The sequence below is a fragment of the Janibacter massiliensis genome, assembly GCF_900289115.1.
In the GTDB taxonomy this organism is placed as follows: domain Bacteria; phylum Actinomycetota; class Actinomycetes; order Actinomycetales; family Dermatophilaceae; genus Janibacter_A; species Janibacter_A massiliensis.
Window position 1 is genome coordinate 1,812,115 of record NZ_LT985196.1, and the last position, 13,631, is coordinate 1,825,745.

Below are 13,631 nucleotides of genomic sequence, written 5' to 3' on the forward strand. Positions count from 1 at the left end.
CCCTGCGGTGGTCGCTCACCCCGGGCCCACGAGACGACCCGATGGGCATAGGGTTGGGGGTGGCAAGGGCCGCCGGTCCCGGCGGCCATCCACCGTCTGGAAGGCAGCATCCTGTGACCGTTCGCGTCGGAATCAACGGCTTCGGCCGCATCGGCCGTAACTTCTTCCGTGCCGTGCAGGCGTCGGGCGCCGACATCGAGATCGTCGCCGCCAACGACCTCATGGACAACAAGAGCATCGCCCACCTCCTCAAGTACGACTCGGTGCTCGGGGTCCTGGACGCCGACGTCACGGCCGACGAGGAGTCGATCACGGTCGACGGCAAGAAGATCCGCGTCTTCGCGGAGAAGGACCCGGCGGCGATCGCGTGGGGCGAGGCCGGTGCCGACGTCGTCATCGAGTCGACCGGTCGGTTCACCGACGCCACCGCCGCGAAGGCCCACCTCGAGGGCGGTGCGAAGAAGGTCATCATCTCCGCGCCGGCGAAGAACGAGGACGCGACGTTCGTCATGGGCGTCAACCACCAGGACTACGACGGCAGCAAGCACACCGTCATCTCCAACGCCTCCTGCACGACGAACTGCCTCGCGCCGATGGCCAAGGTCCTCAACGAGGAGTTCGGCATCGTCAAGGGCCTGATGACGACGGTCCACGCGTACACCCAGGACCAGAACCTTCTCGACGGCCCGCACAAGGACATGCGTCGTGCCCGCGCTGCCGCGCTCTCGATCATCCCGACGTCGACCGGCGCCGCGAAGGCGGTCGCCCTCGTCCTGCCCGAGCTCAAGGGCAAGTTCGACGGGTACGCGCTGCGCGTGCCGACCCCGACCGGTTCGGCCACCGACCTGACCTTCGAGGCCAGCCGTGAGGTGACGGTCGAGGAGGTCAACGCCGCGATCAAGAAGGCCGCCGAGGGCGATCTCAAGGGCATCCTCAAGTACACGGAGGACCCGATCGTGTCGGCCGACATCGTCACCGACCCGCACTCGTGCATCTTCGACGCCGGTCTGACCAAGGTCATCGGCAACCAGGTCAAGGTCGTCGGCTGGTACGACAACGAGTGGGGCTACTCCAACCGCCTCGCCGACCTCGTCCTCCACGTCGGCCAGTCCCTCTGACCGACCTCGCCCCACCGTTGGAAGGCACCGCACCGTGAAGACGATCAAGGACCTCGGTGACGTGCGCGGCAAGCGCGTCCTCGTCCGATCCGACCTCAACGTCCCGCTCGACGGGACGAAGATCACCGACGACGGCCGGGTCCGCGCGTCGGTGCCGACCATCTCGGCCCTCGCCGAGGCGGGCGCACGCGTCGTCGTGTGCGCCCACCTCGGCCGGCCCAAGGGCGCGCCGGAGGCGAAGTACTCCCTCACGCCCGTCGTCGACCGGCTCGCGGAGCTGCTCGGCCGTCCGGTGACGTTCGCTCAGGACACCGTGGGCGAGTCGGCGAAGGCGGCCGTCGCGGGCATGGCCGACGGCGACGTCGTGCTGCTGGAGAACCTCCGGTTCAACGCGGGTGAGACGAGCAAGGACGACGCCGAGCGCGCCGCCTTCGCCGACGAGCTCGCGTCGCTGGCCGACCTGTACGTGTCCGACGGCTTCGGCGTCGTCCACCGGAAGCAGGCGTCGGTCTACGACATCGCGCAGAAGCTCCCCTCGGCCATGGGCGGACTCGTCCAGGCCGAGGTCGAGGTGCTCCGGCGCCTGACCGTCGACCCCGAGCGGCCCTACGCGGTCGTCCTCGGTGGGGCGAAGGTCGCCGACAAGCTCGCGGTCATCGAGAACCTCATGACGACCGCCGACCGCCTCCTCATCGGCGGCGGGATGCTCTTCACCTTCCTCAAGGCGCAGGGACTCGAGGTGGGCAAGAGCCTCCTCGACGCCGAGCAGGTTGACACCTGCCGCGAGTACCTCGAGCGCGCCAAGGAGTCCGGGGTCGAGATCGTCCTGCCCGTCGACGTCGTCGTCGCGCCGGAGTTCTCCGCGGACGTGCCCCACGAGGTCGTCGCGGTCGGCGCGATCCCCGCCGACCAGATGGGCCTGGACATCGGCCCGGAGTCGGCGGCGCTCTACGCGGAGAAGCTCGCCGACTGCCGAACCGTCTTCTGGAACGGCCCGATGGGGGCCTTCGAGATGGCGCCCTACGCCGCCGGGACGAAGGCCGTCGCCCAGGCGCTCAAGGACGCGACGTCGAGCGGCGCCCTCACGGTCGTCGGCGGCGGGGACTCGGCCGCCGCCGTCCGCCAGCTCGGGTTCGCCGACGAGGACTTCGGGCACATCTCGACCGGTGGTGGCGCCTCCCTCGAGTTCCTCGAGGGCAAGGAGCTGCCCGGCGTCGCCGTCCTCGACGGGGAGGGAGCCTGACATGTCGCGCACCCCCCTCATGGCGGGCAACTGGAAGATGAACCTCGACCACCTCCAGGGCACGCACCTCGTGCAGAAGCTGGACTGGACGCTGCGGGACGCCAAGCACGACTTCGGCGTCGTCGAGGTCGCGGTCCTGCCGCCGTTCACCGACCTCCGCTCGGTCCAGACCCTCGTCGAGGGCGACCGGCTCGCCCTGCGGTACGGCGCGCAGGACCTCTCCGCGCACGACTCCGGCGCCTACACGGGCGAGGTCTCCGGTGCCTTCCTGTCGAAGCTCGGGTGCACCTACGTCGCCGTGGGCCACAGCGAGCGGCGCGAGTACCACCACGAGGACGACGCCGTCGTCTCCGCGAAGATCGCCGCGGCGTACCGGCACGGGCTGACCCCCATCGTGTGCTGCGGCGAGGGGCTCGACGTCCGCACGGAGGGGCGCCACGTCGAGCACGTCGTCGGTCAGGTCCGGGCGGCCCTCGCGGACCTCCCCGCGGACCAGGCGGCGAGCCTCGTCATCGCCTACGAGCCCGTGTGGGCCATCGGGACCGGCGAGGTCGCCACCCCGGAGGATGCCCAGGAGGTCTGCGCGGCGATCCGCGCGACGCTCGCGGAGATGTACTCGCGCGAGCTCGCCGACGGCGTCCGCATCCTCTACGGCGGCTCGGTGAAGTCCGGGAACGTCGCGCAGATCATGGCTCAGGAGGACGTCGACGGCGCCCTGGTCGGTGGCGCCTCGCTCGACGCGGAGGAGTTCGCGTCGATCTGCCGCTACCGGGATCACGTCGGGACCCTCTGACCACCGGTGCGACGGGCGTTACCCTTGCCCTCGTCGCACCACACACGAGCAAAGGACGTCCGTGGACGCACTGCGCATCGGCCTGCAGATCCTGCTGGTCATCTCGGGTCTCTTCCTGACCCTGCTGATCCTCCTCCACAAGGGGAAGGGCGGGGGCATGTCGGACATGTTCGGCGGCGGCATGTCGACCTCGCTCGGTTCCTCGTCCGTGGCCGAGCGGAACCTCACGCGATTCACCATCGTCATCGCGCTCGTCTGGATCGTCGCCGTCGTCGGTGTCGGCATGGTCGACCGTTTCGCGAACTGATCGGAGCAGCTCATGGTGGCAGGTGGCAACGCGATCCGCGGCAGCCGGGTCGGCGCCGGGCCGATGGGCGAGGCCGAGCGCGGCGAGGCCGCACCCCGCGTCTTCGTCAGCTACTGGTGCGCGAACCAGCACGAGACTCGTCCGAGCTTCGCCCAGGAGGAGGGCGTAGCGATCCCCGAGGAGTGGGACTGCCCGCGCTGCGGCTTCCCGGCAGGCCGGGACAAGGACAACCCGCCCGCACCGCCGAAGGTCGAGCCGTACAAGACGCACCTGGCGTACGTGAAGGAGCGTCGCTCCGACAGCGAGGGGGAGGCGATCCTGCAGGAGCGCCTGGGCGAGCTGCGGGAGCGGGGTTTGATCCGCTGAGGGGCCCCTCCCCGGAGCGCGCTCAGCGTCCCGCGGCTGCCTCGTCGACGAACCAGACGGTCGCCTCACGGCCGCGCACGACGCTGGCCGGGCACTCCCAGCCGTCCTGCGAGCCGCGCGCCCGACGCACGGCCTCGGCCTTCTCCGCCCCGCTGACGACGAACCAGACCTCACGGCTGGCCCCCAGTCGGTCGAACGTCATGGACACCCGCTGCGGCGGTGGCTTGGGGGATGCGTCGACGGCGACAACCTCGCCCACCTCCCGCTGGGCCTCGTGGTGCGGGAAGAGCGAAGCGACGTGCCCGTCCGGACCGACCCCCAAGAGCACGACGTCGAACACGTCGACGCCGTGCTCGGCGAGCTCGGCGCCGTAGGCGCGGGCCGACTCGTCCATGGTGACGCCGGCATCGGGTCCGAGGACGCGGTGCTGCTGCGTCGTGGGTACCCCGAGCCGCAGCAGCCCCGCCTCGTCGTTCTGGGTGTCGTTCCGCTGCGGGTCACCGACGGGCAGGAAGCGCTCGTCGCCCCACCACAGGTGCAGCCCGGTCGCCGGCAGGGGCCGCTGGACGGCCGCGGCAACGGTGGCGGCGACGACCGCCGACCCCATCGACCCGCCGGTGAGCACGACGTGCGCGACGCCGCGCCTGCCGATCGCGGCCTCGACCGCGCCGGCGAGGCGCTCGGCGACGGTGGCGGCGAGCGCGTCCCTGTCGCGTCGGACGACGAGCTCTGCCTCAGCCATCGCGCTTCTCCTCGAGCTTGCGGGCGGCCGCGTCGTGGACGGCCGCGTCGTCGGCGTCCGCGGGCGGCGTGCGTGCCTCGACCATGACGCTCGAGCCGCGCGCCGAGCTCTCGCGCTCGAGTCGGTCCGCGACCTTGCGGGCGTGCTCCGTCGAGGGGGCGACCCCGGCCGCGACCGCCTCGCTGGCCGTCGTCGAGCGGGTCCGGCGGACGATGGGCATGCCCCGCACCAGCGCGTCCTCGTACACCTCGTCGGGGTCGAGTCGGCGCAGCTCGTCCGCAAGGCACTCGGCGTCGCTGCGGTGGGGGAGGGCGATCTTCCGGTCGGGCTGGCCGTCCTGGATGAGCGTTGCGGTGTCTCCCTCGGGTCGGACCAGATCGATGGTCCCGACCGACCGGGCCAGGCGGACGCTGACGATCCCCGAGCCCTGGACCGACCGGGCGAGGCGCACGGGGCACCTGAGGGAGTGAGCGAGCCAGGCCGCGAGGAGCTGCGCCGACGGCGAGTCCCCGGCGCCGACCACCGTCGCTTCCGTCACGGGCGAGAACGGGGCTTGATCCAGCGCCGCGGCGAGCAGCCCGCGCCACAGCGTCACCCGGGTCCACGCGAGATCGGTGTCGCCGTCGACGTACGTCTCGGCCCGCTTCGACAGCTCCGTGCGGACGTTGCGCGCCTGGGAGGCGTCGGTGATCCGACGCTGGGCGAGGGACCCGATGGGGTCGTTCGCGACGTCTGCGGGCGCGGTGCGGGGCCACCAGGCGACGATGGGGGAGTCGGGCAGCACGAGCGGGAGCGCGACGCTGCGGCCCTGGGCGCTCAGGCGGCCGTAGAGGCGCATGACGACGACCTCGCTCGCCCCGGCGTCCCCGCCCACCCGGATCTGGGCGTCGAGCCGCGCACGGCCGCGCTTGTTGCCGCCGGCGACGACGACGATCCGGCACGGGTGCTGACGGCTGGCGGTGTTCGCGACCTCGATGGCCTCGTCGACGTGCTCGTCGTCGACGACGATGACGAGGGTGAGGACGCGGCCCAGGGCCATCGCGCCGACATCGGCACGCATCCGGACGAGGCGCTTGCTCACCTCCCCGGTGGTCGTGCTCGGCAGGTCGATGATCACGGCATCCTCCACGTGCGGCCGTCACGGGCCATCATCTCGTCGGCCTCCTCGGGCCCCCACCCGCCGGCCGGGTACTGCGGCAGCCGGCTCTTCTGCCGCGCCCAGTGCTCCTCGATGGGGTCGAGGATCGCCCAGGAGAGCTCGACCTCCTCGTGGCGGGGGAAGAGCGGGGGGTCGCCCAGGAGGACGTCGAGGATGAGCCGCTCGTAGGCCTCCGGACTCGACTCCGTGAACGCCCGGCCGTACCCGAAGTCCATCGTCACGTCGCGGACCTCCATCTGGGCACCGGGCACCTTCGCTCCGAAGCGCATCGTCACGCCCTCGTCCGGCTGCACCCGGATGACGATCGCGTTCTGACCGAGCTCCTCGGTCTCGGTGTCCGAGAACGGGAGGTGCGGCGCCGTCTTGAAGACGACCGCGATCTCGGTGACCCGCTTGGCCAGGCGCTTGCCCGTGCGGAGGTAGAAGGGCACGCCGGCCCACCGTCGGGTGTCGATCTCGAGCCGGACGGCGGCGAACGTCTCCGTGCTCGACTGCGGGTCCACCCCGCGCTCGTCGAGATAGCCGCCGACCTCCTCGCCACCCTGCCAGCCGGGTGCGTACTGCCCGCGCACGGTCGAGGACGCGAGGTCGTCGCCGACGCGGACGGAGGCCAGCACCTTCTCCTTCTCCGCCCGAAGGTGCTGGGCGTCGAACGAGATCGGCTCCTCCATCGCCGTGAGGGCCAGCAGCTGCAGCAGGTGGTTCTGGATGACGTCCCGCGCGGCGCCGATCCCGTCGTAGTACCCGGCGCGGCCGCTGATGCCGATGTCCTCGGCCATCGTGATCTGCACGTGGTCGATGTGGTGGTTGTTCCAGATCGGCTCGAACATCTGGTTCGCGAACCGGAGGGCCAGGAGGTTCTGCACCGTCTCCTTGCCCAGGTAGTGGTCGATCCGGAACACGGAGTCGGGGGGGAAGACGCTCTCGACGATCGCGTTGAGCTCGCGGGCGCTCTGCAGGTCGTGCCCGAACGGCTTCTCGATGACGACCCGGCGCCACGCGTCGCCCTCGGCGTGCGTCAGACCGCAGCGCTCGAGCTGCTGGCACACGGTCGAGAAGAAGGCCGGCGGGATCGAGAGGTAGAAGGCGTGGTTGCCCCCGGTGCCGCGCTCCTGGTCGAGCTCGCGCACCGTCTCGGCGAGGAGGTCGAAGGCGGCGTCGTCGTCGAAGGTGCCGGGCACGAACCGGATGCCCTCGGCGAGGGCGCGCCACACGTCCTCCCGGAAGGGTGTCCGGGCCCGCTGCCGGACGGCGTCGTGGACGATCTTCCCGAAGTCCTGGTCCTCCCAGTCCCGCCGGGCGAAACCGACGAGCGAGAAGCCGGGCGGGAGCAGCCCGCGGTTCGCGAGGTCGTAGATCGCCGGCATGAGCTTCTTCGTCGCGAGGTCGCCGGTCACACCGAAGAGCACGAGCGCGCACGGCCCGGCGATCTTCGGCAGCCGCTTGTCACGGTGGTCCCGCAGCGGGTTCCGACCGGCCGCGATCCGCGCCGGGGTCATCCCTGGGCCCGCAGCGCGTCCGCGATCCGCGCGACACCCTCGGGCGTCCTCGCGTGCAGCCGGAGGACCGGCCGCCCCGTCTCGTGGAGGACCGCGGCATCCCCACCGGCCTGCGCGGCGATGAACTGACCCAGCGTGAAGTCACGTCCGGGGACGGGCATGTCCTCGCGGGGGGTGTCGGTGATCTGGAGGTAGACGCCGGTCGCGGGTCCGCCCTTGTGGTACTGCCCCGTCGAGTGGAGGAAGCGTGGCCCCCACCCGAACGTCACGGGCCGACCGGTGCGCGCCGCGAGGGCCTCGTCGACACCGGCGAGCGGGGAGTCACCCTCGCGGTCGAGATAGGCCATGACGGCGAGGTACCCGTGGTCGGTGTCCAGTCGCGTGAGGAGGGCGGCGAGCGCCTCCTCGACGGTCGCCGCGATCGACAGGCCCTCCTCGCCCGTCGTGCGGATCTCGACGTCCCCGTCGACCGACTGGGGGACGTCGACGTCCGACGACCCGCCGTCGAGGAGGTCGCGCGCGGCCTGCTTCGCGCTCTCGACGTCGGGCTGGTCGAAGGGATTGATCTCCAAGATCCGACCGGCGACAGCGGTGGCGACCTCCCACAAGAGGAGCTGGGCGCCGAGGCTGCCGCCGACGGCAACGACGGACGACGACCCGTCCGTGACCGTCGGCTCGTCCTCGGGGTCGACGAGGCGGACCAGCGTGACGTCGTCGGGCTGCTCCCGTCCCTCGGTCTGGTCGACGGACTCGAGGACGACCGGGAGGATCCCGGTGCCGTCCTTGCCCGTCGACTCGGCGATGAGCTGCTCGGCCCAGTCCGCGAAACCGACGACGTGCGTGCCCGCGGGAGCGAGCACGAGCTTGTCCCTCAGCGGGTCGGTGCCGGCCATCGCAGCGCCCAGGCGCAGACCCGGGTTGCCCTCGTCGTCCTCGGCGAGGACGTCGACGACGGCCTCGGCGTCGTCGAGGAGCGCCTCGATGTCGACGCCGGCGAGCGCGCTCGGGACGAGCCCGAAGGCCGTGAGCGCCGAGTAGCGGCCGCCGACGCTCGGGTCGGCGTTGACGACCCGCAGCCCCCGTCCGCGGGCGTCCTCGTCGAGCGGCGACCCCGGGTCGGTGACGACGACGAGGTGGTCGCGGACCTCGAGCCCGGCGTCGGCGAACGCCTGCTCGAAGATGCGTCGCTGGCTGTCGGTCTCCACCGTCGACCCGGACTTGCTCGAGACGACGACGACGGTGCGCTCGAGGTCGGTCAGGGCCCGCCGGACCTGGTCCGGGTGCGAGGAGTCGAGGACGACGAGCGGGACGCCTGCGGTCGCGCAGATGACCTCGGGCGCGAGCGACGAGCCCCCCATGCCGCACAGGACGACCCGGTCGACGCCGCGGTCCGTCAGCTCGTCCCGCAGGGCTGCGAGCTCCCCGACGAGCGGACGCGACGACCGCGGCAGGCCCAGCCAGCCCAGCCGCTTGCTCGCCTCGGGCTCGGCCGCAGGGCCCCAGAGGGTGGCATCGGTGTCGAACAGCCGGCTGGCGAACCGCTCGTGCACGAGGTCCGGCACGTGCCGGCGGACCGCCTCGGCGGCCGGTCCCGTGGCGGTCACGTCGACGCTGGTCATCCCTTCACCTTCCTCATCTCCGCGCGGACGCCCTCGAGCAGCTCGCCCCAGGCGTCCTCGAACTTCGCGACGCCCTCGCGCTCGAGCTGTGCGGTGACCTCGTCGTAGCCGACGCCGAGACGCTCGATCGCGTCGAGGACGCGCGTCGACTCCTCGTACGTGCCCGAGATCGTGTCGCCGTCCACCTCGCCGTGGTCGGTGACGGCCAGCAGCGTCTTCTCCGGCATCGTGTTGACGGTGCCGGGGGCGACGAGCTCGGTGACGTACATCGTGTCCGGGTAGTCCGGGTTCTTCACGCCGGTCGAGGCCCACAGCGGCCGCTGCGGGCGGGCTCCGGCGTCGGCGAGGTTCGCCCACCGCGGCGTCGAGAAGACCTCCTCGTAGGCCTCGTAGGCGAGCCGGGCGTTCGCCAGGCCCGCCTTGCCGCGCAGCGCCAAGGCCTCGTCCGTGCCGATCGCCTCGAGGCGCGAGTCGATCTCGGTGTCGACGCGCGAGACGAAGAACGACGCGACCGAGTGGATGGTGGACAGGTCGTGCCCGGCGGTGCGGGCGCGCTCGAGGCCCTGGAGGAAGGCGTTCATGACCTCGCGGTACCGCTCGAGCGAGAAGATGAGCGTGACGTTGACACTGATCCCCGCCGCGAGGGTCTCCGTGATCGCGGGCAGGCCCTCGACCGTCGCCGGGATCTTCACGAGGAGGTTCGGGCGGTCGATCGCCTCCCAGAGCTCCTTCGCCTGGGCGATCGTGCCCTCGGTGTCGTGGGCGAGGCGGGGGTCCACCTCGATGGACACCCGTCCGTCGACCCCTTCGCTGCGGTCGTGGACGGGCATGAGGACGTCGCAGGCGTTGCGGACGTCCTCCGTCGTCATCGCCGTGACGGCGGCGTCGACGTCGGCCCCACCCCGGACGAGCTCGGTGAGCTGGTCGGTGTAGGCCTCACCCTCGGCGAGCGCCGCTTGGAAGATCGACGGGTTCGTCGTCACCCCGACGACGCCGGTCTCCTCGACGGCCCGCGCGAGGTCGCCGCCGCTGATCCGCGTGCGGGAGAGGTCGTCGAGCCACACCGAGACGCCCGCGTCGGCGAGGGCGAGGACGGCCGAGCGGGTGCTGCCCGACCCCTTCGTTGCGGCCTTCGCCGCCTTCTTCGACGCCGCCTTCTTCGCGGTCTTCTTGCTCGACGCCTTCTCCGCGGTCGCCTTCTTGGCGGTCGCCTTCTCCGCGGTCTTCGAGGCCTTCTTGGTCGCCGTCGTCTTCTGCTCGGCGTCCGCGCTCGACTGCGTGGCCGATCCGACCGGTCCGGACTCGCCGCCGGCCATCTGCGACATCGGGACGTCCCCCGGCGCCGGGCGGTCGGTGCCGGTGTCGACGACCGACCGCGGGGCCGTCGCGGTGACGCCCGGGACCGCGGCGCCAGCCTTCGCGACGGCCTTCAGCGAGTCGCGCGCCGCCTTGACGACGTCCTTGGGGGAGAAACCGAACTCACGGAACAGGGTCGCCGCGTCGGCGGAGGCGCCGAAGTGCTCGATGCTGACGCTCCGGCCGTGGTCGCCGACGATCTCGCGCCAGCCCTGGGCGACTCCGGCCTCGACGCTGACCCGCGCCCGGACCTCGGGCGGCAGGACCTCGTCCTGGTAACGCTTGGGCTGCTTCTCGAACCACTCGCGGCACGGCATCGACACCACGCGGGTCGGGGTGCCGGCCTTCTCGAGCGTCGCGCGCGCCTCGAGGGCGACGTGCACCTCGGAACCGGTGGCGATGAGGAGGACCTCCGGGGAACCGGTGCTCGCCTCGGCCAGGACGTAGGCGCCCTTGGCCACGCCCGAGGTGTCCGCGTACTCGGTCCGGTCGAGGATCGGCAGCCCCTGGCGGCTGAGGGCGAGGCCGGCGGTGGCACCGTTCTCGAGGATCTGGGCCCACGCCGCCGCGGTCTCGTTGGCGTCCGCCGGGCGCACGACGTCGAGCCCGGGCATCGCGCGCAGCGACGCCAGGTGCTCGATCGGCTGGTGGGTCGGCCCGTCCTCGCCGAGCCCGATGGAGTCGTGCGTCCAGACGTAGGTCACCGGCAGCTGCTGGATGGCGGCGAGTCGGACCGCGGGGCGCATGTAGTCGGAGAAGACGAGGAACGTGCCGCCGTAGGGCCGGGTCAGGCCGGACAGCGCGATCCCGTTGAGGATCATCCCCATCCCGTTCTCCCGGATGCCGAAGTGGAGGGTGCGGCCGTAGGGCCCGCCCTTCCAGGTCCGGGTCTGCTTCCCGGTCGGCACGAACGAGGGCTCGTCCGCCATCGTCGTGTTGTTGGACTCGGCGAGGTCCGCCGAGCCGCCCCACAGCTCCGGCATGACCGGCGCGAGGGCGCCCAGGACCTTCCCGGACGCGGCTCGGGTGGCGATGCCCTTCTCGTCCGGCTCGAAGGTCGGCAGCGCGTCACGCAGGCCGTCGGGCAGCTCGCCGGCGACGAGGCGGTCGAGGAGGGCCGATCGCTCGGGGTTCTTCTTCCGCCAGCGTCGCAGCGCCTTGTCCCAGTCGGCGTGGGCCTTCTTGCCGCGCTTGACGACCTTGCGGGTGTGGGCGAGGACGGCGCGGTCGACCTGGAAGTCCTTCGCCGGGTCGAAGCCCAGCAGCTCCTTCGTCGCAGCGATCTCCTCGGCCCCGAGAGCCGAGCCGTGCGACTTGCCGGTGTCCTGCTTCGTCGGTGCCGGCCAGGCGATGATCGTGCGCAGGACGATGAGCGTGGGCTTGGTCCGGGTACGGCGGGACTTCTCGCACGCGGCCAGGAGCGCGTCGATGTTCTCAACGTAGTCGTGGCCGCCCTTGCCGTCTGCGGCGTCGGCGCGCCAGTCGACGGTGATGACCTGCCAGCCGTACGCCTCGTAGCGCAGGGCGACGTCCTCCGAGAAGGAGATGTCGGTGTCGTCCTCGATGGAGATCTGGTTCTGGTCGTAGATGACCGTGAGGTTGCCCAGCTGCTGGTGGCCGGCGAACGACGAGGCCTCCGCCGAGACGCCTTCCTGGAGGTCGCCGTCGGAGGCGATGACCCACACGTGGTGGTCGAACGGGCTCTCGCCCGGCTTGGCGTCAGGGTCGAGGAGGCCGCGCTCCCGGCGCTGCGCGGCGGCCATGCCGACGGCGGACGCGAGGCCGGAGCCGAGCGGGCCGGTCGTGATCTCGACGCCGGGGGTGTGGTTGACCTCGGGGTGGCCGGGGGTGAGGCTGCCCCACGTCCGGAGGGCCTTGAGGTCGTCGAGCTCGAGGCCGTAGCCGGACAGGAAGAGCTGGACGTACTGCGTGAGGCTCGAGTGGCCGCAGGAGAGGACGAACCGGTCACGGCCGAGCCACGTGGGGTCGCTCGGGTCGTGCCGCATGACGTTCTGGTAGAGCAGGTACGCGGCGGGCGACAGGCTCATCGCCGTGCCGGGGTGCCCGTTGCCGACCTTCTGGACCGCGTCGGCGGCCAGGAGCCGCCCGGTGTCGACGGCGCGGACGTCGAGGTCGGACCACTTCGCGCGGCGGGCGACGGGCGGACGGAGGTCGGAGGACCGCTTCCGCGCGCTCGACCGGGACGTTCGGGAGGTGGTGCGGGAGCTCGCCACGAGGGACCTTTCGTCGGGCGCCGCCCGCGGAGCGAACGGCACGCTTGCGTCCCGGCCAGCCTAGACCGCGAGGTGACCTGCGTCGCAAGGGTCGTCAGGGGTGGTGGCCGCGGTCGTCGTCGTGGCGATGGGCGATACGATGGATGGCCATGGGCGATTCCCTCGCCCGCCCGCGCGCTTCCCCGAGGACCTCGTGACCGCAGTCGACACGCCACCGACAGTCTCGGGCCCGGTGACCCCCCGCGGCTGGCGTCGGACCGTCGCGAACTACGTGTCGCTGACGAAGCCGCGGATCATCGAGCTGCTTCTCGTGACGACCGTGCCCGTGATGTTCCTCGCGGCTCGGGGCGTGCCCGACCTCTGGCTCGTCGTCGCGACGCTCGTCGGCGGGACGTTGAGCGCGGGAGCGGCCAACACGTTCAACTGCGTCTACGACCGTGACATCGACGCGGTGATGGACCGGACGCGCAACCGTCCGATGGCGACCGGCGAGATCTCCCCGACGGCCGGGGTGGTCTTCGGCGCGGTGCTCACGGTGCTGTCGACCGTGTGGCTGGCCGTGCTCGTCAACGCGCTGTCGGCGGCACTGTCTCTCGCCGCGATCGTCATGTACGCCGTCGGCTACACGATCGTGCTCAAGCGCCGGACGAGCCAGAACATCGTCTGGGGAGGCGCAGCCGGGTGCATGCCCGTCCTCATCGGGTGGTCGGCCGTGACCGGGACCGTCGGATGGCCGGCCCTCGTGCTCTTCCTCGTCATCTTCTTCTGGACGCCGCCGCACTACTGGCCGCTGTCGATGCGGTTCACCGACGACTACGCCCGCGCCGGGGTGCCGATGCTCCCGGTCGTGCAGGAGCGGGGGAACGTCGCGACGAAGATCGTCGTCTACTCGTGGGTCATGGTCGCCACGACGCTGGCACTCGTGCCGGTGGCGTCGATGGGGTGGTTCTACACCGCCGCGGCCGTGGTGGCGGGCGGCTTGTTCCTCGCGGAGGCCCACCGCCTCAAGGCCGCCGCCGACCGCGGGGAGCCGCAGGCGGTCCTCCGCCCGATGCGCCTGTTCCACTACTCGATCACCTACGTGACGATCGTCTTCCTCGCCATCGCGATCGATCCGCTGCTGCACCCTTCCTCCTATACCCCTCTTGCGCCGCCGCCGAATAGAAGGGTGTAGTACTCGCGTGTAGCCGCGTCC

The 13,631-nt window shown here is 71.7% G+C and carries 11 protein-coding genes and 1 pseudogene; 6 read left to right on the plus strand and 6 right to left on the minus strand.

From position 1 onward, the window contains the following. Nucleotides 1-113: 113 nt before the first annotated feature. The 5 genes from gap (at nt 114) to DAA34_RS08810 (ending at nt 3,827) form a co-directional block, all read left to right on the plus strand. On the plus strand, nt 114-1,118 hold the full coding sequence (gap, locus tag DAA34_RS08790) for a type I glyceraldehyde-3-phosphate dehydrogenase (protein ID WP_106818572.1): 1,005 nt from the start codon (nt 114-116) through the stop codon (nt 1,116-1,118). A 34-nt stretch (nt 1,119-1,152) separates the two neighbouring features. After that, nucleotides 1,153-2,361 (plus strand): phosphoglycerate kinase, encoded by a 1,209-nt coding sequence (locus DAA34_RS08795; RefSeq protein WP_106818574.1) that lies wholly within the window; start codon nt 1,153-1,155, stop codon nt 2,359-2,361. Between the two features lies 1 nt (nt 2,362). Then, nucleotides 2,363-3,154: a triose-phosphate isomerase gene (gene tpiA, locus DAA34_RS08800; protein WP_106818576.1), complete on the plus strand. Its 792-nt coding sequence runs from the start codon at nt 2,363-2,365 to the stop codon at nt 3,152-3,154. A 61-nt stretch (nt 3,155-3,215) separates the two neighbouring features. Continuing rightward, a complete protein-coding gene (gene secG / locus DAA34_RS08805) occupies nt 3,216-3,461 on the plus strand; it encodes a preprotein translocase subunit SecG (protein ID WP_106818578.1) in 246 nt (81 codons plus the stop codon). Nucleotides 3,462-3,476: 15 nt separating this feature from the next. Continuing rightward, nucleotides 3,477-3,827: an RNA polymerase-binding protein RbpA gene (locus DAA34_RS08810; protein ID WP_199847498.1), complete on the plus strand. Its 351-nt coding sequence runs from the start codon at nt 3,477-3,479 to the stop codon at nt 3,825-3,827. 22 nt (nt 3,828-3,849) lie between these two features. Here the strand turns inward: DAA34_RS08810 and pgl are convergent, their stop codons facing one another. The 6 genes and pseudogenes from pgl to tkt form a co-directional block, all read right to left on the minus strand. Then, the gene (pgl, locus tag DAA34_RS08815; protein ID WP_106818582.1) at nt 3,850-4,569 is read right to left on the minus strand and encodes a 6-phosphogluconolactonase; all 720 of its coding nucleotides are present in this window, start codon (nt 4,567-4,569) and stop codon (nt 3,850-3,852) included. Then, the gene (locus tag DAA34_RS08820) at nt 4,562-5,686 is read right to left on the minus strand and encodes a glucose-6-phosphate dehydrogenase assembly protein OpcA (protein ID WP_106818584.1); all 1,125 of its coding nucleotides are present in this window, start codon (nt 5,684-5,686) and stop codon (nt 4,562-4,564) included. Before DAA34_RS08820 ends, pgl begins: the two co-directional genes overlap by 8 nt. Then, on the minus strand, nt 5,683-7,227 hold the full coding sequence (gene zwf / locus DAA34_RS08825; protein ID WP_106818586.1) for a glucose-6-phosphate dehydrogenase: 1,545 nt from the start codon (nt 7,225-7,227) through the stop codon (nt 5,683-5,685). The genes DAA34_RS08820 and zwf overlap by 4 nt, the downstream gene beginning before the upstream one ends. Continuing rightward, nucleotides 7,224-8,846, minus strand: a complete 1,623-nt coding sequence (locus DAA34_RS08830; RefSeq protein ID WP_106818588.1) for a glucose-6-phosphate isomerase — start codon at nt 8,844-8,846, stop codon at nt 7,224-7,226. The genes zwf and DAA34_RS08830 overlap by 4 nt, the downstream gene beginning before the upstream one ends. After that, entirely contained in the window at nt 8,843-10,171 is a 1,329-nt protein-coding gene (tal, locus tag DAA34_RS12505) for a transaldolase (RefSeq protein WP_325027845.1), read from the minus strand. The genes DAA34_RS08830 and tal overlap by 4 nt, the downstream gene beginning before the upstream one ends. An 18-nt stretch (nt 10,172-10,189) precedes the next feature. Next, nucleotides 10,190-12,436: pseudogene (gene tkt / locus DAA34_RS12510) on the minus strand (transketolase); the annotation flags it as partial. Nucleotides 12,437-12,629: 193 nt separating this feature from the next. Between tkt and DAA34_RS08850 the strand changes: the two are divergent. Then, nucleotides 12,630-13,610 carry a heme o synthase gene (locus DAA34_RS08850; protein WP_234354182.1) on the plus strand — a complete coding sequence of 327 codons (981 nt, stop codon included), beginning with the start codon at nt 12,630-12,632 and terminating at the stop codon, nt 13,608-13,610. Nucleotides 13,611-13,631: the final 21 nt, after the last annotated feature.